This is a genomic window from Streptomyces sp. 4F14 (assembly GCF_048159485.1).
Lineage (GTDB): Bacteria > Actinomycetota > Actinomycetes > Streptomycetales > Streptomycetaceae > Streptomyces.
Window position 1 is genome coordinate 357,950 of the sequence record NZ_JBLRVY010000002.1, and the last position, 21,966, is coordinate 379,915.

General features: G+C 74.3%; 19 protein-coding genes and 1 pseudogene. 10 read left to right on the forward strand and 10 right to left on the reverse strand.

What is annotated here, in order from left to right; all coding sequences use genetic code 11:
- The first annotated feature begins 64 nt into the window (after positions 1-64).
- On the forward strand, positions 65-829 hold the full coding sequence (locus tag ACLZOT_RS03905; protein ID WP_416967266.1) for a nucleotidyltransferase domain-containing protein: 765 nt from the start codon (positions 65-67) through the stop codon (positions 827-829).
- A gap of 210 nt (positions 830-1,039) precedes the next feature.
- A complete protein-coding gene (locus ACLZOT_RS03910) occupies positions 1,040-3,019 on the forward strand; it encodes an FUSC family protein (protein WP_416967267.1) in 1,980 nt (659 codons plus the stop codon).
- 96 nt (positions 3,020-3,115) lie between these two features.
- Here ACLZOT_RS03910 and ACLZOT_RS03915 read toward each other — a convergent pair whose 3' ends face one another.
- Positions 3,116-4,057, reverse strand: coding sequence for an endonuclease/exonuclease/phosphatase family protein (locus tag ACLZOT_RS03915; RefSeq protein WP_416967268.1), 942 nt, complete (start codon positions 4,055-4,057; stop codon positions 3,116-3,118).
- A gap of 128 nt (positions 4,058-4,185) precedes the next feature.
- Between ACLZOT_RS03915 and ACLZOT_RS03920 the strand changes: the two genes are divergently transcribed.
- The 3 genes from ACLZOT_RS03920 to ACLZOT_RS03930 all read left to right on the forward strand — a co-directional run bounded on the left by ACLZOT_RS03920 (position 4,186) and on the right by ACLZOT_RS03930 (position 6,569).
- The gene (locus ACLZOT_RS03920; RefSeq protein ID WP_416967269.1) at positions 4,186-5,514 is read left to right on the forward strand and encodes an amidohydrolase; all 1,329 of its coding nucleotides are present in this window, start codon (positions 4,186-4,188) and stop codon (positions 5,512-5,514) included.
- Between the two features lie 98 nt (positions 5,515-5,612).
- Positions 5,613-6,254: a DUF899 domain-containing protein gene (locus ACLZOT_RS03925; RefSeq protein ID WP_416967270.1), complete on the forward strand. Its 642-nt coding sequence runs from the start codon at positions 5,613-5,615 to the stop codon at positions 6,252-6,254.
- A gap of 141 nt (positions 6,255-6,395) precedes the next feature.
- Entirely contained in the window at positions 6,396-6,569 is a 174-nt protein-coding gene (locus tag ACLZOT_RS03930) for a hypothetical protein (RefSeq protein WP_416967271.1), read from the forward strand.
- On the opposite strand, the gene ACLZOT_RS03935 is transcribed toward ACLZOT_RS03930, so the two are convergent.
- From ACLZOT_RS03935 to ACLZOT_RS03945, 3 genes and pseudogenes are all read right to left on the reverse strand, one after another.
- A complete protein-coding gene (locus tag ACLZOT_RS03935; protein ID WP_416967430.1) occupies positions 6,554-8,425 on the reverse strand; it encodes an ABC transporter ATP-binding protein in 1,872 nt (623 codons plus the stop codon). The genes ACLZOT_RS03930 and ACLZOT_RS03935 overlap by 16 nt on opposite strands.
- Positions 8,426-8,763: 338 nt before the next feature.
- The gene (locus ACLZOT_RS03940; RefSeq protein ID WP_416967272.1) at positions 8,764-9,168 is read right to left on the reverse strand and encodes a hypothetical protein; all 405 of its coding nucleotides are present in this window, start codon (positions 9,166-9,168) and stop codon (positions 8,764-8,766) included.
- A gap of 434 nt (positions 9,169-9,602) precedes the next feature.
- Positions 9,603-10,172, reverse strand: a pseudogene (locus ACLZOT_RS03945) (ATP-binding protein); the annotation flags it as partial.
- 324 nt (positions 10,173-10,496) lie between these two features.
- Here ACLZOT_RS03945 and ACLZOT_RS03950 point away from each other — a divergent pair.
- Together ACLZOT_RS03950 and ACLZOT_RS03955 are read left to right on the forward strand one after the other, a co-directional pair.
- Positions 10,497-11,357 (forward strand): helix-turn-helix domain-containing protein, encoded by an 861-nt coding sequence (locus tag ACLZOT_RS03950; RefSeq protein WP_416967273.1) that lies wholly within the window; start codon positions 10,497-10,499, stop codon positions 11,355-11,357.
- Complete coding sequence (locus ACLZOT_RS03955; RefSeq protein ID WP_416967274.1) at positions 11,358-11,618, forward strand: DUF397 domain-containing protein; 261 nt, start codon at positions 11,358-11,360, stop codon at positions 11,616-11,618.
- Positions 11,619-11,749: 131 nt separating this feature from the next.
- Here the strand turns inward: ACLZOT_RS03955 and ACLZOT_RS03960 are convergent, their stop codons facing one another.
- The 4 genes from ACLZOT_RS03960 to ACLZOT_RS03975 all read right to left on the reverse strand — a co-directional run bounded on the left by ACLZOT_RS03960 (position 11,750) and on the right by ACLZOT_RS03975 (position 17,887).
- Positions 11,750-12,454: a protein-tyrosine phosphatase family protein gene (locus ACLZOT_RS03960; protein ID WP_416967275.1), complete on the reverse strand. Its 705-nt coding sequence runs from the start codon at positions 12,452-12,454 to the stop codon at positions 11,750-11,752.
- Between the two features lie 190 nt (positions 12,455-12,644).
- On the reverse strand, positions 12,645-13,928 hold the full coding sequence (locus tag ACLZOT_RS03965) for a hypothetical protein (protein WP_416967276.1): 1,284 nt from the start codon (positions 13,926-13,928) through the stop codon (positions 12,645-12,647).
- 139 nt (positions 13,929-14,067) lie between these two features.
- Positions 14,068-15,936, reverse strand: coding sequence for a PEP/pyruvate-binding domain-containing protein (locus ACLZOT_RS03970; RefSeq protein ID WP_416967277.1), 1,869 nt, complete (start codon positions 15,934-15,936; stop codon positions 14,068-14,070).
- Between the two features lie 535 nt (positions 15,937-16,471).
- Positions 16,472-17,887, reverse strand: coding sequence for a PLP-dependent aminotransferase family protein (locus ACLZOT_RS03975; RefSeq protein WP_416967278.1), 1,416 nt, complete (start codon positions 17,885-17,887; stop codon positions 16,472-16,474).
- Between the two features lie 46 nt (positions 17,888-17,933).
- Here ACLZOT_RS03975 and ACLZOT_RS03980 point away from each other — a divergent pair, with 46 nt between their 5' ends.
- Entirely contained in the window at positions 17,934-18,455 is a 522-nt protein-coding gene (locus ACLZOT_RS03980) for a carboxymuconolactone decarboxylase family protein (protein WP_416967279.1), read from the forward strand.
- A gap of 49 nt (positions 18,456-18,504) precedes the next feature.
- Here ACLZOT_RS03980 and ACLZOT_RS03985 read toward each other — a convergent pair whose 3' ends face one another.
- Positions 18,505-19,992 (reverse strand): glutamate synthase subunit beta, encoded by a 1,488-nt coding sequence (locus ACLZOT_RS03985; protein ID WP_416967280.1) that lies wholly within the window; start codon positions 19,990-19,992, stop codon positions 18,505-18,507.
- Positions 19,993-20,088: 96 nt separating this feature from the next.
- Positions 20,089-20,568, reverse strand: coding sequence for a DUF1772 domain-containing protein (locus ACLZOT_RS03990; RefSeq protein ID WP_416967281.1), 480 nt, complete (start codon positions 20,566-20,568; stop codon positions 20,089-20,091).
- 161 nt (positions 20,569-20,729) lie between these two features.
- Here ACLZOT_RS03990 and ACLZOT_RS03995 point away from each other — a divergent pair, with 161 nt between their 5' ends.
- A complete protein-coding gene (locus tag ACLZOT_RS03995; protein ID WP_416967282.1) occupies positions 20,730-21,371 on the forward strand; it encodes a uridine kinase in 642 nt (213 codons plus the stop codon).
- A gap of 69 nt (positions 21,372-21,440) precedes the next feature.
- Positions 21,441-21,836 (forward strand): PPOX class F420-dependent oxidoreductase, encoded by a 396-nt coding sequence (locus ACLZOT_RS04000; RefSeq protein ID WP_416967283.1) that lies wholly within the window; start codon positions 21,441-21,443, stop codon positions 21,834-21,836.
- The last annotated feature ends 130 nt before the right edge of the window (positions 21,837-21,966 follow it).

The following is a 21,966-nucleotide window of genomic DNA, read 5'->3' on the forward strand; positions in this document are numbered from 1 at the left end:
TCCGGTGGCGCGCGCGGGGTGAATTCGGTGGTGGGGGCGGGGCGGCGCTCCGTAGCCTGCGCGCATGTCCCACCTCACCGACACCCAGTTCCTCGACACCGTCGCCGACCGGCTCGCCGCACTGCCCGGCGTACGGGCCGTCGCGCTCGGCGGCTCGCGCGCGCAGGGGACGGGGCGCCCCGACAGCGACTGGGACCTGGCGGTCTACTACCGGGGCGCCTTCGACCCGGCGGACCTGCGGGCGACCGGCTGGCCCGGCGAGGTCTCCGAGATCGGCGGCTGGGGCGGGGGAGTCTTCAACGGCGGCGCCTGGCTGGACATCGAGGGCCGGCGCGTCGACGTCCACTACCGCGACCTCGACGTCGTGGAACGCGCGCTGGCGCACGCGCGGGAGGGCCGGTACGAGGTCGAGCCCCTGCTGTTCCACCTCGCCGGCATCCCGACGTACCTGATCGTCGCCGAACTGGCCGTCAACCGCGTCCTGCGCGGACACGCGCCCCGCCCCGACGGCTACCCCGAGAAGCTGCGTACGGCCGCGAGCACGCGGTGGTACGACACCGCGCGGGCCACCCTCGCCTACGCGCGCGCCGCGCACGCGTCCGAGGGGCGGTGGACCGAGGCCCTGGGGGCGATCGCCGTCGCCGCCGCACAGACCGGGCACGCGGTGCTCGCCGCGCGCGGGGAGTGGGTCACGAACGAGAAGCGGCTCCTGGAGCGGGCGGGGCTGCGGGACGTCGACGGCATCGTCAGGGGTGCGGGGGACGTCGGGGAGGCGATCGACCGGGCGGGCGCGTTGTTCGCGGAGCGGTTCGCGGCGGTGGCTCGGTAACGGGCGCCCCTGGAGGCGGCTTCGGGGAATCGCGGTCCCCGCGCGGGAGGTGTGTCACGGGAGTTGCGTTCATAAAGAAACCGCCTGATCGCACCCCGCTTCACCTCGACGAAACGCAACCGGCCCACCCGTTCCGTACGGTGGAGGAACAGCCCGAAGCCCCGGCCGACGTCGCCCGACGGCACCCGTCCCCGTCACGACAGGAGCCCCGTGTCCCGAAGCGCCGGTGTCGCCCTCCCGCCCTGGCTCGCGCACGCGCTGCGCGCGCAACGAGGCCCCGTCCCCTGGGCGGCGGTCGCGCGCGGGGCGCTCGCGGCGGGGCCGCTGCTGGCGGTCGCCGTCGCCGCCGGACGCACCTCCCTGGGCGTCGTCGCCGCGATCGCCGCGATGCTCGCCGGGATCAACGACCGCCCGGGCAGCAGGCGGACGTCCGTCCAGCGGCTCGGCACGCCCGCGCTCGCGGGAGCGGCCGGACTCCTCGCCGGCACCTACGCGGGCGCGCACGCGGGACCCGTCGTCCTCACCCTCGCCCTCACCGCCCTCGGCCTCCTCGCGGGCGGCATGAGCGCCATCGGCCCCGTCGCCTCCGCGGCCGGCACCCAGGTGCTCGTCGCCGCCGCGATCGGCGCCGGCATGCCGGTCGACGAGGCGGGCTGGCAGCGCGCCCTCGCCTACCTCGCGGGCGCGGGCTGGCTGCTCCTGCTGCGCCTGGCCCTGCCCACGCCGGGCTCGCTCGCCGGGGACTTCCGCTTCGACGGCGAACGCGCCGCCGTCGCGGGCGTGTACGACGCGATCGCCGCCCTCCTGGACGCCGTCGGCGGCCCCGACGCCACCGCCCGCCGAGCCGCCCTCACCGCCGCCCTGGACCACGCCCAGGACGCCTTCGCCGGACCCCGGCTGCGCCGCTACGCCAGCTCCTCCACCGAACGGCGCCTGCACGCGCAGTACGCCGCCGCGCTGCCCCTCGGGGAGGCCGCGACCGCGCTCGCCTGGGCCGGGGAGCCCGTCTCCGAACGCGCCTCCGAAGGACCCCGGCGGCTGGCCGCCGCCGTCCGCGAGAACACTCACACCGGGCCGCTGCCCGCGCCCTCCCGCTCCGCGCCCGCGCTGCGCGCCCTCGACGACGCCCTGCTGCACGCCGCCGAGGCGTTCGACCGGGGGCACAGCACCGCGCCCCACGCGCGCAGGCGTACGGCCGCCGACCTGCTGCGGGCCGCCTTCGGCCCGGGCGGGCGCGAGTACGGGATGCGCGTCGCCCTGTGCTTCGGCGCGAGCGCGGCCATCGCGCAGGCCCTGCACCACTCCCACTGGTACGGCGAGCACACGCACTGGTACTGGCTCCCGGCCACCGCCGTCTTCCTGGTCAAGCCCGACCTCGGACCGCTCGTCTCGCGCGTCCTGAACCGGGCCGCCGGCACGGTCCTCGGGGCGCTGGTCTTCGCCGGGTTCGCCCTGTTCCTGCCCCGGCCCGAGGGACTCGTCGCCCTCGTCGCCGTCTGCGGGGCCCTCGTCCCCGTCGCCACCCGGCACTTCGCCGCGCAGACCGCCGTCGTCACCGTCCTGGTCCTCGCCCTCGTCATGGTCGGCGGCGAACCCCAGGCGTCCGCCGGGCGCATCGGCGAGACCCTCCTCGCCTGCGTCCTCGTCCTCGTCGTCGGCCACCTCCCCATGCCGGGCGAACGCGGCGGCCAGGTACGCGCCCGCCTCGCCCTCGCGACCCGGGCCGCCCAGGAGTACCTGGCGTACGTCCTCAGCGGCACCGGCGAGGAACCGCGCCCCCAGAAGCCCCACAAGCGCCTGTGGCGGCCGGAGACCCACGAGAAGCACCAGACCGCCCGGACCATCCCGAACGGCCCCGAGAACGCCCCTCAGGCCCCTCCCGCAGGCGACCGCGCCACCCGCTGGGCGCTGCGCCGCGAGGCGTACCGCACCCTCGCCGAGGCCCGCGCCGCCATCGCCCTCTCCGCCGCCGAACACCCCGCGCTCGCCCGCCACACCGCTGGCACCGACGAGGTCGCCGCCCTCCTCGAACGCCTCGTCGACACGACCACGGCCTCCGCCGTGCAGCTCGACGACACGGGCCACCTGGGCCGGCGCCACCGCGAGCTGCTCGACGAACTCCTGACGGCGCTGGACGCGCACCGGGTGCCGGGGGCCAGGGGGAGGCTGAGGCTGCCGCGCGCGGTGTGAGGCCGACGCTGGGGGAGCCGGCGCCCGCGATGGGTGAGGGCGTTCCACGCACGCTGTGCGAAGGCGGCCCGTGCGCGGAGTGAGGCCCCGTGCGAGCTACCCCACCCGCACCCACACCGGCGCGTGGTCCGACCCCGCCGCGTTCCGGCGGTCCTTCGGGTCCTCGCCCACCGACGGGAGGCGCAGGATCTCGTCGGGCGATCCGATCCCGGTGCCTGCCCCGGTCGCGCGGTGGACCAGCCGGTGGCTGAGGAGGACGTGGTCGATCAGTTCGCGGCGGCCGGAGTTGACGCGGGAGTAGCGGCGGTCGGCCGGTATCAGCGGGGCGATGTCCCAGAGGCGGGCCTTGTCGCCCTTGTCGGCGAGCTGGTAGCCGGACGTGCCGATCTCCGATCCGGGCGGCCCCAGGAGGATCTGCGTCGTGGCGGCCTGCACCTCGTCGTTCAGGTCGCCCAGGACGACGACGTCCCGCGCGCGTCCGTCACCGGCGAGCAGGTCGTCGGCGAGCGCGCGCAGGGTCACCGCCTCGGCGGCCCGGCGGTACAGCGCGTACGCGCCGTAGCGGGCCCGTTCCCCCTCGTCATGGGGGAAGAAACGGTTGCCCGGATAGGTCAGGAGCTTGGACTTCAGGTGGGCCACCGCGAGGTGCACGGACCCGGCCCGCACCGCCAGCAGGCCGCGTCCGGTGGCCGAGACGGTCAGGCCGGAGTCGTCCGACTGCACGGGACGCAGCTTGTGCGGGAACGCCTCGACGTCCGCGACGACCTCCAGGGGCGTCCTGCTGAGCACCCCGACGCGGATGCCGCGCCCGTCGGGGTGCTCGGACAGCGCGGTGTGCCAGGCGCCGCCCACCACGTCGAGGAGGTCGGCCAGCGCGTCGGGGTCGCCGACCTCCTGGACGCCGAGGAGGTCGGGGGCGAGGGCCGTGATCGTCTCGGCCAGGGCGGCCAGCTTCGCGTCGTAGGCGGCTTCGTCCTTGGGGCCGAAGGGCCCGCCGGGACGGTAGAGGTTCTCCAGGTTCCAGGTGCCGAGGAGCATGCCGGGCTCCCTCCAGAGCGCTGTGCAGGGCCCAAGGGTGCCCTCCGGGGAGGCCGCCGCGACAGGTGCCGGGACACGATGCCCGCCACGGCTCACGCAGGCCGAGGACCCCGTCGTACGGTGTCAGGATGACTCCGATCGCGGACCTCGTCATCTCGGGCTGCACGATTCTCGAACCGGGTCTCACGTTCCGGGAGGACGCCACGGTCGTCGTCCGGGACGGCCGGATCGAGTCGGTCGGCGACGACCCTCCCGGGCAGGCCGCGCGACGGATCGACGCGCGCGGGCAGGTCGCGCTCCCCGGGCTGGTCAACTGCCATACGCACGCGCCGATGGTCGCCCTGCGCGGACTCGCGGAGGACCTGCCGACCGAGGAGTGGTTCAACGACGTCGTGTGGCCGGTCGAGTCGAACCTCACCGCGCGGGACGTCGAACTGGGCGCCCGGCTGGCCTGCGCCGAGATGATCCGCGCGGGCGTCACCTGCTTCGCCGACCACTACTTCGCGATGGACGCGGTCGCCGCCGTCGTCGAGGAGACCGGGATGCGCGCCCACCTCGGGCAGGCGTACTTCTCCTCCCAGGGGCGGCGGGGCCGCGAGGAGTCCGTGGAGTTCGCCCTGAGGCACCGCGGGGGCGCGGGCGGGCGGATCACCACCACCCTGGCCCCGCACGCCCCGTACACCGTCACGGAAGCCGATCTCGCGGCCACCGCGGCCCTCGCCCAGGAGCACGGACTCCCCGTCCACCTGCACGCCTCGGAGAACCGCGACCAGGCCGAGACGAGCCTCGCCCGCCACGGCGTCACCCCGATCGACGTCCTGGAGCGCACCGGGATCCTCGACACGGACGTCCTCATCGCGCACGGCACCGGCATCCTCGACCGCGACCTGCCCGTCCTCGCCCGCGCGCGAGGGCGCGTGTCCGTGGCGACCGCCCCGCGCGGGTACCTCAAGTTCGCCTGGCCGACGACCACCCCCGTGCGCGCGCTGCGCGACATCGGCGTACCCGTGGGGCTCGCGACGGACGGCGCCGCCTCCAACAACTCCCTGGACGTCTGGGAGGCGATGGCGCTCACCGCGCTGGTCCAGAAGTCGACGACCGGCGACCCGCGCTGGCTGACCTCCCGTCAGGCCCTCGACCACGCGGGCCCGCAGAGCGCGCGGGCCCTCGGCCTCGGCGACCGGATCGGCACCCTCGCCCCCGGCATGCGCGCCGACCTCGTCCTCGTCGACCTCACCGGCCCCCACACCCAGCCCGTCCACGACCTCGCCGCCACCCTCGTGCACAGCGCCCGCGCGAGCGACGTCCGTACGACGATCGTCGACGGCCGCGTCCTGATGCACGAGCGTCGGCTCCTCACCGTCGACGTGGAGTCCGTCGTCACGGAGCTGACGGCCCGCCTGCCCGCCCTCACCGACCGCGCCCACGGCCGCCGGATCCAGGACTACGGCACCTGAGCCGGACGGCCGGAAAAATCCTTCGCGTACGGCGATGAGTTCCGCGCCGCCCTCCAGTCACCCCCTCCGACGGACCGTCGTACGTGAAGGGGTGGGCGATGTCGCTCCCGGAGATCGTCTCGCGCGAACAGTGGCGCGCGGCGCGCGAGGACCTGTTGGCCAAGGAGAAGGCACTCGCCCGCGCGCGCGAGGCGCTGGGCGTCGAGCGGCGCCGGATGCCGATGGTCGAGGTCGACGCGGAGTACGTCTTCGAGGGCGGCGACGGCAAGGCGACCCTGCTCGACCTCTTCGAGGGACGCGGCCAGCTCGTCGTCCACCACTTCATGTTCGCGCCCGAGTGGGAGACCGGCTGCCGGGGCTGTGCCGCCTTCCTCGACCAGGTCGGCCACCTCGCCCACCTCAAGGCCCGCGACACGTCCTTCGCGGTCGTCTCCAGGGCGCCGTACACCCGCATCCTGCCCTTCAAGGCGCGGCTCGGCTGGACGGTGCCCTGGTACTCGTCCCACGACAGCGACTTCAACACCGACTTCGAGGCGACCCTCGCGCGCGCGGACGGCGAACCGGTCGAACGCCAGGGTCTGAGCTGCTTCCTGCGGGACACGGACCGCGTCTTCCACACGTACTCCGCCTTCGGACGCGGACTCGACGGGATCGGCACGGCGGCCGGCCTCCTGGACCTGACCGCGCGGGGACAGAGGCGTGAAACGGACACGCTCCATCACGACGAGTACGACTTCTGATCACCGTCCGTACGGGCGGTGTGTCAGGTAGGTCTCAGTCCTGTCATGCGCCGAGTCCTCACACCCCCGCTGAGCGTTCACTCCAGTACGAGCGACGGCCGACGTGGACGGCCGTACGGGTGGCGCTTACCGGAGGACGGCATGGTGAACGGGCGGACCGTACTGGAGCGGTTCCCCGCGGGCGGCCCGCGCGGGTCGTGGCCCGCGGAGGAGTTCGCGCGCGCGAGGCGCTCGGAAGGGCTGCCGGCGGAGGTCGTCATGGACCTCGCGAGCGACGCGTTCCTGGTGATCGTGCGGGCTCACTCCGGCGAGTGAGCGGGCAGCCGTACGGTGAACTGCTCGGCCTGCAGGGCGTACAGCTCGGCGTACACGCCCCCCGTCGCGAGGAGTTCGTCCGGGGTGCCCGACTCCACGAGCCGGCCCTGCTCCAGGACGTGCACCAGGTCGGCGTGGCGGACCGACGCCAGCCGGTGGGTGATCAGGACGACCGTCTGGCCGCTGCCGGCGAGCGCCCGGATCTTCTCGAACACCTCCAGCTCCGCGCGCGCGTCCAGCGCCGCCGTCGGCTCGTCCACGATCAGGATGCGCCCGCGCCGGTAGGCCGCCCGCGCGATGCCGAGCCGCTGCCACTGGCCGCCCGACAGCTCGTGCCCGCCGCTGAACTGACGCGCCAGCAGCGTGTCCAGCCCGCGCGGGAGGTCCGCCACGACGTCCTGCGCGCCCGCCTGCGCCACCGACGCCGCCAGCCGCTCCTCGGTCAGCGGCGCGGCGGAGCGGCCGATCGCCACGTTCACCTTCGCCGTGAACGGCCAGCGCTTGAAGTCCTGGGCGACCATCGCGATCCGCTCCGCGAGCTGCCGGCGGTCCGCGCCGGCCGCGTCCACGTCGTCCCACAGGACACGGCCCGACTCCGGGCGGTACAGCCCGGCGAGCAGCTTCACCAGGGTCGTCTTGCCGGAGCCGTTCTCGCCGACCAGCGCGACGATACGGCCCAGCGGCAGCGTGAGGGTGACGTCGTCCAGGGCCGGACGGTGGTCCGGCGATCCGTCGCCCGGGTAGCGGAACGTGACGTTCTCGAACCGGATCTCCCGGGGGTCCTCCGGCAGATCCGCGCCGCCCGCCGGGATCGCCCGCTCGGCCGCCTCGACGTACAGCCGCCGCAGATCGCCCACGAACAGGGCCTCCTCGTGGAGCTGGTTCACCTCCAGGACCAGCGTGTTCAGGCTCGCCGAGCCGCTGCGGATCGCGATCACGGCCGTCCCCGCCACGGCCAGCGCCATCGCGTCGCCCAGCAGCAGGCCGCCCAGGGTCGCGTACGTCGCGACGGTCGCCAGGCCCGTCCAGGCCGCCGCGATCAGGCCCGTACGCGCCTGCAGGCGGGCCAGCCGCGCCTGTTCGGCCTCCGCGGTCTCCGACATCGACCGGTAGTGCCGCAGCAGGAACGGGCCGACGCCGTGCACCCGGATCTCCGGGGCCGCCGCCGGCTCCGTCAGCAGGCTCGCGATCAGCTGTCCCGCGCGCGCGTGCTGCACCCACGTGTGGAACGACTCGTAACGGCGCCGCGCGTTCGTCAGCGCGCTCCACGCGCTGGGCAGCGTCATCGTCAGCAGCAGTGGCAGCAGCACCGGGTGCAGGACCGTCAGGACGCCCGCCGCGGCCGCCAGCGAGATCACCGAGTTCACCACGCGCGTGCCGTACCCGATCATCCTGCGCGCCGACTGAGCGCCGTACTGGGCCGTGTCCAGCAGCTTGTGGAAGGCGTGGTCCTCGATCGCCGCGAGCTCCACGGCGGCGGCCCGCTCCAGGTAGAGCTCCGTCGCCACGCGCTCGACCTTCGGCTCCAGGCGGCCCGTCGCGTACGTCGACGCCGCGCGCAGCAGGGCGCCCAGGAACAGGACGGCGGCCATCGTGACCAGCGCGGGGGCGGCGGAGCGCACCCGGTCCTCGATCGGTGCCTGGGTGATCAGGCGGCTCAGGACGCTGTTCACCGCCAGCAGGCTCACGGCCTGGGCGACGCCCCTCGACAGCTCGGCGGCCACGACGAGCCGGGCCGCGCGCGGGTCCGCCTGGCGGGCCAGCCCGAGGCTCACCGCGAGCAGGGAGGGCAGGCGGGTGAGCATCGAACGGAACCCCAGCTCCAGGAACGCGTCCCGGTGCTGGTTCCAGCCCATGTCGTAACTGAGCGGCCCTCCGAACAGCAGACGCTCCGACTCGGAGACGTCCCGCTCCTCCCGGCCGCTCTTGCGCTCACCGCGCGAACTGCGCACCGCTTCGCCTCCCCCGACGGCTGTCACCTGTCATATGCACGAACGGCCACTATGGCGCGCGGGGGCGAGGCGGGGGAGGGCGCGTGACGGGGGGCGGGTGCGCGCGGGCGTGCGCCGTGGGGAGGGCGGGGTGGACCTGACGTGGCGTGGGGCTGAGCGTGATCTCTTGAGGCTGCGCCGGAACACACGGCCTCAAGAGATCACGCGGCTCACGAGGTGATCACGGGCGTTGTGCGGGGCCCTTACGCGCTGATCGGGCGGGACCAGGTGGGCGTCGCGCCGGTCAGGCGGCACAGCGCCAGGTACAGCGGTATCGGCGGCGTGTACGGGACGGTGCCCGTGGGGCGGTTGATGAGGGTGAGGGCGTGCGGCGCGTCGGGGAGGACCGCGCCGGTGACGTACTGCGCGGGCGCGGGCCATTCGACGGCGTAGTCGGAGTCCGCCGGGACGAGCCACCACCAGTGCGTCTCGTCGGCGTACACGCACCCCACGCGCGGGAGGCGCGGCATCAGCAGCGGGCCCAGGCGCGCGGGTACGGCGACGGCGTCGCAGCCCAGGGGGACCGTCATACCGTCGGGGACGGGCAGGCGCGCGGGGGCGCCGGGTGTGTGGGTCAGATGGCGGCCGACTCGGACGAGCGTGTTCATGGTGAGCACCGGACCTTCTGCGGACGGGGCGCTCACGCCCTGCCCCGCTCTCGGCCCCGCTCGACGGCGCCGGGAAGCCCCGGCTGCGACGTCGCGGTGGCCGGACCGGGGTGCGAGCGCCAGCTGATGGGGTCCCCGTCGGGACTCTGGGCGTGCTGCCTGCCCGGCCGAGCCGGGTGCCCCGGAAGCGGAGGGGTGTCGGGGTGGGCGTGCGGCGGGTGGTGCGGCACGGGCCGCTGGACGCTGTCGACGGGGCGCGGCTGCGGCGCCGGGACGGCGTGGAGGGAGGGCTGCCCGGCGTGCGGGCCCCGGGCCGGGCCCGCGGGGGCCTCGGCGGCGTACGGCGGAGCTTCGGCGGGGGCCGTCGCCGCGCGCTGGGTCACCACCCGCTCGTCCGGGTCCGTGCCGGCACCCGCGGGAGCCGCCTTGGTGTGCTCGCCCTCGTGGGGTTCGGGCTCGTCCTGGGGGGCCGGCTGGGGGCGGGCGCCCCAGCCGAGGTCGTTGTGGGGCTCGGAGGCGCCCCGGGGGAGCTCGGCCCACACCAGGAGGCCGGGGCCGTGCTCCTGGGCCCCCCAGGCGCGACACAGGGCGTCGACGAGGAGGAGGCCGCGGCCGTGCTCCTCCTCGGGGAGCTGCGGCGACGGGCGCGGTTCACCCGGCGCGCACCCTTCGTCACGCACGGCTATGCGCAGGGTTTCGTCGCCGTCCTGGAGCTCGCAGACGACGACTCCGCCGGCGGTGTGCACGATGGCGTTGGTGACCAGCTCGGTGATGACGAGGGCGGCCGAGTCGCAGGTGTCCTCGCACACCGACCAGCCGGTCAGCCGGGCCCGCACCAGGCGTCTCGCCTGGGCCGGGGAGCCCGGGTGTGCGGCCAGCTCGAACCGGAACCGGCGCTCGGCAGAGGTCTGGTCAGAACCTGCTCCCGGCGCGGCACCGAGACCGGCGGGGCGGCCTGCGGTGGCGTCTGTTCCTAAAGGCGCGGACGGAATCACGCTTGCCACTATCGCCCCGCCGTGAACACTTGGCAAGTGTCACTCTGAAAATTGCAGAGTGCTGTGTGACGCGGTGGGACGCCGTGGCACACTGCTCGCAACAGCACGTAGAGCGGCGCCAATTGGGACCACGGACAACCGTCGCCCACGCGCGGACGTACATCGCCGTACGCGCGCGTTGCGGTCGTACGGAACTCCGCGAAGTCTTCGAACGGCGCCGCAGGGCTGTCGGGATTCTTTTTCGGCCGACAGTCCGCGCGGCCGTCGGGCGGCCGGCGTGCGGGTCAGGAGAACAGTCAGCGAGACGTTCGTGAAGCTTCGTGGAGGTGGAGCGTGAGCGAGCCGCGGTCCGCGCCGACCGTGGGACAGGTGGTCCTCGGCCGGCGCCTGCTGGACCTGCGGGAACGCGCCGGGCTCAAACGCGAGGAGGCCGCCAAGGTCCTGCGCGTCGCGCCCGCCACGATCCGCCGCATGGAGAACGCCGAGGTCGCGCTCAAGATCCCGTACCTACAGCTGCTCCTGAAGGCGTACGGCGTCGTCGAGGAGGAGGCCGCGGGCTTCGTCCGGCTCGCCGAGGACGCCAACCGGCCCGGCTGGTGGCAGCGCTACCACGACGTCCTGCCCGGCTGGTTCTCCATGCACGTCAGCCTGGAGGGCGCCGCCGCCCTGATCCGCCAGTACGAGCCGCATTTCGTCCCCGGACTGCTCCAGACCGAGGACTACGCGCGCGCGGTGCTCATCTCGGGCGCGATCGCGCAGACCCGGCCGGAAGACATCGACCGGCTCGTCGCCCTGCGCATGCGCCGTCAGGATCTGCTCACTCGTGCTGACGCGCCCCGCATGTGGGTGGTCATGGACGAGACGGTGCTGCGCCGCACGGTCGGCGGCCCGGAGGTGATGCGTGCGCAGATCGACAGGCTGCTCGACGCCGCGAAGCTGCCCAACGTGGTGCTCCAGATCGCCCCGTTCGCCAACGGGCCGCATCCGGGCACGTACGGGCCCTTCGTGCTGTTCCGATTTGCCATGCCGGAGCTTCCGGACATGGTCTACAGCGAGTACTTGACCGGCGCCGTCTATCTCGACGCGCGTGAGGAGGTGGCGACACATCTCGAGGTCATGGACCGCATGGCGGCGCAGGCCGCTACGGCACATCGCACGAAGGAGATCCTCCGGGATCTCCGCAAGGAGCTGTAAATGAATCGCATCTCGTCCTCTGCCGCCCCGCGGATCTACAACGGCATGCCCGCGCGGGACCTGGGCAACGAGGGCTGGCACAAGCCGTGGAGCGGCGGGAACGGGGGGAACTGCCTGGAGGCGATGAAGCTGGAGGACGGCCGGATCGCGCTGCGTCAGTCGACGGATCCGGACGGACCCGCGCTGATCTACACCCCGGCCGAGATGACGGCGTTCATCGAGGGCGCGAAGGCGGGTGAGGCGGACTTCCTGCTCTCCTGAACACCTTGTTCACGGGTCCGGATCATGTTCGGTGACTTCCCTTTTGTTTGCTTATCGCGCCTCTTGAAAATTGACTGCTCGACCCACATTGATCAGTTATGACCGCATCGACGACCCTCTAGGCGGGTGAACTACAGCCACGACCACATGCGGCGCGGGGCGTCCACCAGGCGGCTCAGCGCGACCACCGGAAGCGGTGGCTGCTCCGCCTCGTGCCGCTCCAGGCTCAGCCCGTAGTAGATCTGCTCGATCGACGGCGGTCCGACCGCGAGATTGCGCCGGACCGCCGCCGACGGGGACTCCTCGCCGGTCTGCACCAGATACGCCGCCGCCATCGTCCCCGTACGGCCCACTCCCGCGCCGCAGTGCACGAACACCCGCCCCGGCGCGTCCTGCACGACCGTCAGGAACCGCCGCACCTGGTCCTGCGTGGGCGTCTGCCCGTCCCGCACCGGCATGCGTACGGCCGTGAGGCCCGCCTTCGCCGGTTCGGCGAGCTGCGCCGTGCTCAGGTCCTCCGCGCGCAGGTCCACGACCGTCGTGAAGCCGAGCCTCTTCAGCTCCCGGTACCCGTCCGGCTTCGGCGCGGCCCCCCGCCACAGCCGGCCCTCGGTGTCCACCGGCTGAAAGTGATGAACCCCACGCAGCTCCCGCGTCCCCGGCGGTGTCGGGGTGCCCTCGCGCGCCAGGTACGACAACCCGAGGATCCCCAGCGCGCCGGTGGCCCACAGGGCGAGGTATCCCACCGTCACGATCAGCGCACCACGCAGCACACGTCTGCGGATCCGCCGCGAGGGCGAGGAGGTAGGGGGGAGCGGGGCGATGACGACGGCCATGGACAACCCGGGGGTGTCGGGGACGGGGGACGCCTTCGCATGGTAACCCGATGGGGTGAAGAGGTGACAAGAGTGAATAAAACGACAAGGGGTGGGGGAGGGGCGGGGGTTTCGGACGTGGGGTGTGGCGCGGTCCGCCCGGGGCTCGGCGTGGTTCGGGGCGTGGGAACTTCGGGAGGGGGCCCTTCGTTCAGTCGTCGTCCGCGTCCGTTTCTCCGATCCCCAGCACCGTCAGATGCGTCCGGTCCAAGGCCGCGTCCTCCAGGCAGCCCCGCAGGCGCATCCGGTCGTGCTCGGACAGCGCCGGGCGGACGACACCGGCGAACAGGTCGTCCCCGAGGCTCCCCAGCGTCGCGTGGTCCAGCGGCACCGACGTCGAGTCCCGGCACCCCTCCCAGACCTGCCGCGCGGCCAGCGCGCGCCGCTGGGCCGTCATCGTCGTCCCGCGCGTGTCGACCCGCATCAGCACCGACGTCGCCTCGTTCTGGTCCGCCTTCTCGTCGCGGGTCTGCGTGAGGTCGGCGAGCCCTACGACCAGCGCGCCGAGCAGCAGACCTCCCACAGCGGTCACGGCACCGAACCGCACGGCCCGCGCGCGCGAGCGCCCCGCGCCGAGCGGCGGGAGATCCTCCAGGTCGACGACCGGCGGCGAGGTCTCCCGCACGGGGCTGTACGAGACGCGCCCGTGGGCGGAGACGTACACGCCTTGCTCGGCGCCGGCGGGCGCGTACGAGTCCCGCCCGCCGCCGGGGACGTCCACGCCGTGCCCGGTGCCGGCCGCGTACGGGTCCCGCTCGGCGTCGGGCTCGTACGCCCCGGGCTCGGTGCCGGCCGCATGCGCGTCTCGCTCCGCGCCGGCCGCGTACGTCCCCGCGTTGGGCGGGTGCGGCTCCCGCTCCGCGCCGACCGCGTACGGCCCCGCCCCTGCGCCGACTGCGTACGCCCCTCGCTCCCCGTCGGACGCGTACACACCGTGCCCCGAGCCCGCCGCGTACGAGGCTTCCTCCGCGCCAGGCGCATATGCCGTCGGCCCCGCATCAGGTGCCGCGAGGACGGCGAGACGCCCGGCCAACCGCTTCTCCGCGGGCCCGCGGACCGTCGCCGACGCGATCCGCTGGACCACCCACGCCAGGCCCGACAGCAGCACGCCGGTCACCATGAGCACCGGCACGAAGACATGCGTCCGCTCGCCCGTCTCCGCCTCGTCCAGCCACCGGAACCGCCGGACCTCCCCACCGCGCTCCCGCAGCCGCGCCAGCACGTCGTCCTGCCGCCGCTCCCCGTCCCGGATCCGCTCCTCCAGCTTCGCGAACCGGCCCAGCAGCACGAGCCCGAGCAGCATGACCTCCACGACCAGCAGCAGCACGCCGCACAGGACGGCCCGCTGCCACTGCCACCGGTACAGGTACACGACGAGATACACCGCCGCGCCCGCCGCCGCGGCACCCCCGAACAGATAAGCGACCCGCCTCATCGCACACCTCCGGGGTCCGCCACGCCCGCACGCGGTACGCCTGCGCCTGAACCACCCGCACCCGCACACAGCCCGCCCCCAACACCACCGCACCCCCAACCACCCTCCGGCAACCGCCCCTCCGCCTCAGCCGTCCGCATCACGTCTCCCCCTCCCGCACATCCCCGGTCGTCCCGTCCAGCACGACCCGCGTGCCCGGCGGGAACCGCCGTACCGCGTCGGTCACCCCCACGACCGCCGGCACCCCGAACTCCCGCGCCAGTACGGCGAGATGGGACAGCGGACTCCCGGTCTGCGCGACCACCCCGGTCAACCCCGCCAGCAGCGGTGCGAGCGCCGGATCGAGGGTCCGTACGACGAGTACGGCGCTCTCGGGCCGCGCACCGGCTCCGTCCCACGCGGTGCCCAGGGCCCGCCCGCCGGACACCCCGCGCCCACCGCCTCCCCGGCCGCTCTCCCGCTCGGCGACCGCGCGCCCGTCCGCGGCCAGCCGGAACACGTCCGGCAACGGCGCGCTGGCCGCCACCGGCAGCCGCCCGGCCAGATCCCCGGGCAACCTCCCGCCCTCCAGGACCCCCACGAACTCCCGCCACCGCAGCACCCCCACCGCCTCGACCCCGACGCCCACCCGCCGAGCCCCCTCCCGCACCAGCCTGACCTGCAACTCCTGCACCCACCGCACCCGCAACCGCAGAGCCTCCCGAACGGGCAGCACAGGCACCCGCACGCCACCCGAAGCCCCCACACCCCCGGACCGTCCCCCGACAACACCCGCCGCCGCTTCTCCCACCCCCGGCGAGCGCCCCCGCAACCCCGGCGCCACCAAAGCCAGCACCACCGGCTCGCGCGCCAGAGTTCTCGCCGCGGACTCCCCGCGCGCCCGCCCCTCCGCCAGAGCCGCGAGCGCCGCCCCCGCGGCTGTCTCCGTCTGGTCCGGCGTGGACAGCAGGGCTCCGGCGAGGGACTCCTGCGCGTGCAGGGAGACCAGGACCGCCCTGGCCCACCGCAGCTCGGCGACCAGTTCGGGGCCGGTCAGGGCGGCGAGCGGGGGTATCTCCGACAGGCGGCGGTCGACGTCGGCCAGCAGGTCGGTCGCGAGGCCCGGCAGGGCTCCGCCGAGGCGCCCCACGCGCCAGGCCGCGCCGAGCCGCCGGGCACCCGGCGCCGGGTTGAGGAGCGACAGCCACCGGTGCCGGGGCGGGACCGCGCCGAGGAGGCGGAGGTCGGCCGCGGCACGCCCGCCGACGGTCCTCACCACCGGCACCCGCGCCAGCACCCGCCGCGGCGCGCTGCCGCCGATGTCGAGCGCGGCGGCGAGTCCGCGGGACATGGGCGTCACCCAGAGGTCCTCCTCCAGCGGCAGCAGCTGGTCCGGCAGGGTCTCGGCGACCGGACCGGGCCCGAGGAGCCGGGCCCCGCGCGCGGGCCGGACGGCCATCGCGGTGATCGGCCGGCTCTGGAAGAGCCACAGCCGCCCCTGCGCGTCGAACCCGAACTCGACGTCCTGCGGCCCGCCGAACACCCTCCGCACCCGCCGGGCGAGCCGCGCCAGCCGGACCAGCTCGCCCCGCGTCAGCGGCGCCTCCCCGTCGGCCGGCTCGGTGCGCAGCAGCCGCCCGCGCCTGCTCAGCCAGTGGTCGACGCCGGCCCGCTCACCGCTGACCAGACTGTCCGGCCCGCCGCGCACCGCGCTCACCAGCATCCGGTCGCGACGCCCCTCGACGGGGTCCGCGCCGAACATCACCCCGCCGACCCGCGCCGTCAGCATCGGCTGCACCAGTACCGCCATGGGGACCGCCGTCCCGTCCGGCCGCCGCGCCGAGTCCAGCACCGCCCGCACCGCCGTACGGAAGCCGTCCCACCCCCGTACGTCGAGCACGGACGTGAACTGGCCCGCCAGCGACGACTCCTCGGTGTCCTCCTGCGGCGAGGAGGACCGTACGACCAGAGAACGGCTCCCGTCCTGCGACAGTTCCCGCCAAGCCCGGCGAATTTCGTCAGAAGCCACAAAGCCTTGAGAATGCCGCGAATCGTCAGAAAATATGACAGCCGCACCGGCCCCCGCACCCCCGCCGGACGCATCCCACACCCGATGAGGAATCACGAACCCCGGCAGCACGGGCAACCCCGCCCGGGCCGCCCGCGCGAGATGCGCCGCCTTCGACCCGGCGAGCTGCGCAAGCGTGGCGGCCGCCTGATCCAGCCGGACCGCGTGCGTGGGGTGCCCGTCCGGCGCGAACGGGCCGGCGGCAGAGGACGCACCGGGGGAGAGGTCGCCCCGGGCACCGTCCCCCTGACGTTCGTAGAGCGTCGTCATCGAACAACACCCTCCAGGACCGGCCGCCAACAGGGGGGACGCGCGGGGTGGCCCTACGCCTGACGGCGGAACGAAGGATGGGGGCGCTCCGCGAACCGGCCTCGGCCCCCGGCACGCCTCCTCCTCCCAGGATCCCACCGGTCACGGCATTCCCGCCGGTCCACGACCGTTTTCCGGCCTCCAGGGCCCTGATCTCGTCCACCGGCAGGAGACACCGCGGCCGGGGCTACTGCGCCGGGAGTACGCCGCACAGGGCCTGGAGTGCCCCCTCGTACGCGTGCTCGGACGGAGTGCCGTACCCGACGACGAGCCCGTCCCCCTGCGCCCCCTGCGCCGCCGGATGCCGGAACGCGGCGAGCCCCTCCAGCGCGACCCCGCGCGCGGACGCCGCCTCGACGGTCGCCCGCTCCGTGCCGGGCGGCAGCCGCAGCACCGCGTGCAGTCCGGCCGCGACCCCGCTCACCCGGATGTGCGGCGCCCGCTCGGCCAGCGCCGCGACGAGCCGGTCCCGGCGCCCCCGGTACCGCTGCCGCATCCGGCGCACATGACGGTCGTACGCCCCCGACCCGACGAAGTCGGCGAGCCCCAGCTGATCGGGGACGCCCGACCAGGTCTCCCGCTCGCCCTTGACCGCGCGTACGGCGTCGACGAGGTGGTCCGGCAGGACCATCCAGCCCAGCCGCAGGGCCGGCGACAGGCTCTTGCTGACCGAGCCGACGTAGACGACCCGCTCCGGATCGAGCCCCTGGAGGGCGCCGACGGGACGGCGGTCGTAGCGGAACTCGCCGTCGTAGTCGTCCTCCACGACGATCGACCCGCGCGCGCGTGCCCAGTCGACCACCGCGGCCCGGCGCTCCGGGTGCAGCGGGCCGCCGGTCGGGAACTGGTGGGCCGGGGTCAGCAGCACGGCCCGCTCCCGCCCCAGCGGGTCGACGCGCGCGCCGTGCTCGTCCAGGGGCAGCGGCACGGTCCGTACGCCCGCGTCCGCCAGCAGGTCCCGGTGGAACGCCAGCCCGTACGACTCGACGCCCACCGGACCGCGCAGCACCCCGCCCGCGCCGAACAGCAGCCGCAGGGCGTGCGCGAAACCGGCGCAGACCACGATCCGGTCCGGTTCGGTGCGCACCCCGCGCGCGCGTGCCAGGAACTCGGTCAGCGCCTCCCGCAGCTCCCGCCGCCCCGCCGGGTCCCCGGGCCCCAACGCCTCGCTCGGCGCGCTGTGCAGGGCCCGCCGGTAGGACGCCAGCCAGGCCGCGCGCGGGAACGACGAGGCGTCCGGGGCGCCCGGCCGCAGGTCGTACCGCGGTCCTCGCGCGCGTGGAGGGTCGCTGACCGCCGGTCTCCCGGCGTGTCGCAAGGGCTCCGTACGGTCCGCCACGCGCGTGCCGGACCCCTGCCGCGCCGTCAGCCAGCCCTCGGCGACGAGTTCGCCGTACGCGTCCGCCACCGTGTTGCGGGCCACCCCGAGGTCGGCGGCCAGCGAACGGTACGGCGGCAGCCGGGTCCCCGGCGCGAGCCGGCCACTGCGTACGGCGTCCCGCAGCGCGCCCGTGAGCGCGGCTCGGCGGCCACCCGGCCCGGACACGTCGAGGTGCAGGTCGGAGCCGATGCGCTCAGCGGAATTGACCCATGAACTCGCCATGGAAATGCACCCTACAGAGGGGCTTTACGGAGCCTAGATTCGAGGCATGACGACGCACACGAACACGCCGGACGCCCTCACCGCCACCGACATCGACTCCGGTATCGCCGCCGCCGAGGCCGGCCGCACCCGCCTCGACTTCGCCACCGCCTCCCGCAAGACCTTCCGCGCCGTCGTCGCCCTCGGCATGGCCGCCCGCGAGGGACTCGACCCGGCCCTCGTCGAACTCGTCCAGATCCGCGCCTCGCACCTCAACGGCTGCGCCTACTGCCTCCACATGCACACCAACGACGCCCGCAAGGCCGGCGAGAACGAGGACCGCCTCCACCTCGTCCCCCTCTGGCGCGAGGCCCGCCACTTCTACACCCCGAAGGAGCGCGCGGCCCTGGCCCTCACCGAGGCCCTCACCCTCCCCCGGGGCGGTGTCCCCGACGAGGTCTACGCCGAGGCCGCGACCCACTTCGACGACACGCAACTGGCCCAGCTGATCGGCCTGATCTGCACGATCAACACCTGGAACCGGGTGGCCCTGGCGACGGGCAAGGTGGCGGGCACGGACGAACGCTGAACGCGCCACGGGAGGCCGCGCCCGGCTCCGGCACGGGGAACGGCCCCCCTCACACGGCCCTCGGCCGGTCGTCCGGGCCGATCGGGGCCGGCAGGGTCGAGGCGCCCGTCAGATAGCGGTCGACGGATGCCGCCACCGACCGGCCCTCCGCGATGGCCCACACGATCAGGGACTGCCCGCGCGCGGCGTCCCCGGCGGCGAAGACACCGGGGGCGGTCGTCGAGAAGTCGCGCCCGCGGGCGATCGTGCCGCGCGGCGCGAGGGTGACGCCGAGCTGGTCGAGCAGGCCGTCCGAGACGTCGGGACCGGAGAAGCCGAGGGCGAGGAGGACGAGGTCGGCGGGGAGGGCGCGGGACGCGCCGGTCACCGGGCGGCGGTGTGCGTCGACCTCGACGAGGTGCAGGGCGGCGACCCGGCCCTGTCCGTCGCCGGTGAAGCGGAGCGTGGACGCCGCGAAGAGCCGCGCGTCGGCGTCCGCCGCGGGCGCCGTACCGAGTTCGCCCGCCTCCTCGTGCGCGGCGGAGAGCCGGTAGACCCTCGGGTACGTCGGCCACGGGTCGGCGTCCGCGTCCCGGTCGTCCCCCGGCCGGCCGTAGATGTCCAACTGCGTGACGGACGCGGCCCCTTGCCGCACCGCCGTCCCCAGGCAGTCCGCCCCTGTGTCACCTCCGCCCACGATCACCACCTGTCTGCCGGCGGCCGACAGCGGGGAGACCTCCGGCTCCCCCTCGCACACCCGGTTGGCCGGCGGCAGATACTCCATGGCCTGATGTATCCCCTCCAACTTCCGGCCCGGCACCGAAAGTTCCCGCCACGCCGAAGCCCCCGTGGCGATCACCACCGCGTCGTACCGCGCCCGCAGCCGAGCCGCCTCCACGTCCCGCCCGACGACCACGGATGTCCGGAACTTCGTCCCTTCGGCCCGCATCTGATCGATACGGCGCTCCAGGTGGCGCTTCTCCATCTTGAACTCGGGGATGCCGTACCGCATGAGTCCGCCGAGCCGGTCGTCCTTCTCGTACACGACGACGGTGTGACCGGCTCGCGTCAACTGCTGCGCGGCGGCGAGTCCGGCGGGTCCGGAGCCGATGACCGCGACCGTCCGCCCGGAGAGCCGGTCGGGCGGCCGGGGCGCCACGAGCCCCTCCTCCCAGGCCCGGTCGGCGATCGCGCACTCGACGTTCTTGATGGTCACGGCGGGCTGGTCGATCGCGAGCACGCACCCCGCCTCGCACGGCGCCGGGCACAGCCGGCCGGTGAACTCGGGGAAGTTGTTCGTCGCGTGCAGCCGCTCGCTCGCGGCCCGCCAGTCCGCGCGGGACACCAGGTCGTTCCACTCCGGGATCAGGTTCCCGAGCGGACAGGCGTCGTGGCAGAACGGGATCCCGCAGTCCATGCACCGGTCGGCCTGCGCGCTCACGACGGGCAGCAGCGCCCCGGGCACGTACACCTCGTCCCAGTCCCGCACCCGCTCCGCGACGGGCCTGCGCGGCCAGTCCTGACGGGGGGTGCGCATGAATCCCTTGGGGTCCGCCATGGCTGAATTCCTCGGGGGCTTGCGCGTGCGGGCGCCGTACGACGGCACCTTTCCGCCACGATACGACGCCCCCGACGCTCGCGCAGAGCGTAAAGCTCAGGCCAACGCCAGGACGTACGACAGGGCCGCCGCGCCCGAGGCGACCGTCCTGACGTGGTTCCACAACGTCCACTCCCGCAGGTAGGCGGGCCAGTAGGCGAGCCCCTCCGCCGACTCCGCGCCGAGCCCGCGCAGCTTCTCGTTGCGCGGCACGTTCGCCGTCACGGTCACCCCGAACGCCCCCACCAGGTACAGCCCGCTGCCCAGCAGCAACTCGACCCGCCCGGCGGTCGGCCACAGCACGAACGTCACCACCGCGACCACCGCGCACACCACCGCCGCGCCGAGGAACAGCCACATGAACCCCGAGGTCAGCGCCGCCCTGTTGATCGCGTTCATCGCGGCCACCCCCTGCGCCGCCGGCAGCGCCCGCAGTCCCCGCATGACCAGCACCGAGAACGCCGCGAACACGCCCGCCATGACACCGGTCACCAACACCCCGGCGACCGCCATCGCCGCGTACGGCCCGTCCACCATGAACGTCAACCCCCCGTCTGCCGCCGAGATCCTGCCCCACCTGCACCGTCACCACAAGTGATGCCCCGGACAGGATCGGCGACACGCGCCGCGGCGAGCGCGGCCACGGCCGGACGGCCGTCTCCGCCCCGGAGCCCGTCGCCGACCGCCTCTGACGCATCATGACCTCTGTGCGACTAGAAGCGATCACTTGGGACCGGCTCGCCGACCTCCTGGCGGAGCGACTGTTCGATCTGGAACCGACAGACGGCAGCCCCTGGCCGCGCATCGCCTTCGACGGTGCCCCGGCGGCCCGCCCGGGAGACCTCGCGGCGCGGGTCGCGGAGGGGCTGAGGGCGCGTGGCCGGCCCTCCCGTGTCGTCGACACGCACGGCTTCCTGCGGCCCGCCTCCCTCCGCTTCGAGTACGGGCACCACGACGTGGACGCCTACTACGACGGCTGGTTCGACACCCGCGCGCTGTGGCGGGAGGTCTTCGGCCCCCTCGAACCCGGCGGCACCGGCCGGATCCTGCCCGACCTGTGGGACCCGGCGACCGACCGCGCGACCCGCAGCCCGTACGTCGAACTCCCGCCCGGCGGACTCCTGTTGCTCCATGGCCCGCTTCTGCTGCGGCACTGGTTCCCCTTCGACCTCAGCGTCCATGTCCGCCTCTCGCCGGGCTCCCTGCGCCGCCGCACCCCCGAGGGTGAGCAGTGGACGCTGCCCGCCTTCGAGCGGTACGAGCGGGAGACCGACCCGGCGTCGGGCGCGGACGTCCTGGTGCGTGCGGACGACCCCCGCCACCCCGCGTGGAACGGCTGAGAGCGAACAGGCGGGGGAGAGTCGGCCGAAGCTCTTTTATATGCACGTGCATGTAACTAGGGTGGCGGCATGACGATCTCCTTCGACGACTCCGTCCGCGCCCTCCTCGACGGCAAGAACTTCGCGTCCGTGGCGACCCTCGGCGCCGACGGCGCCCCGCACAACTCCGTGGTCTGGATGAAGCGCGACGGCGACTTCGTCCTGCTGACCTCCGTGGACAACCGGCAGAAGGTGCGCAACCTGCGCCGTGACCCGCGCATCAGCATCACGGTCTTCGACCTCGCGAACCCCTACAGCTCGGTCGAGATCCGGGGCCGGGCCGAGATTCTCCCGGACCCCGAGAAGCGGCTCCCGCGCGACCTCGCGCACAAATACCTCGGCATCGACCCGCCCGCCGAGAAGGAGGACGAGGGCAGGGTGGTCATCCGGGTCGTCCCGGAGAAGGTCGTGGGGTTCTCGGCCTGAGGCGCTCCTCCGATGCGCCTGACCTGCCCTGACCTGCCCGGCGCCGGGCACCCGCCGCGCGGACATGCGGCCCGCCCGGCGCGCGGCGAGAATGTAGGGCGCCGGGACAGCGGCGCGTCCGCGCCGTGCC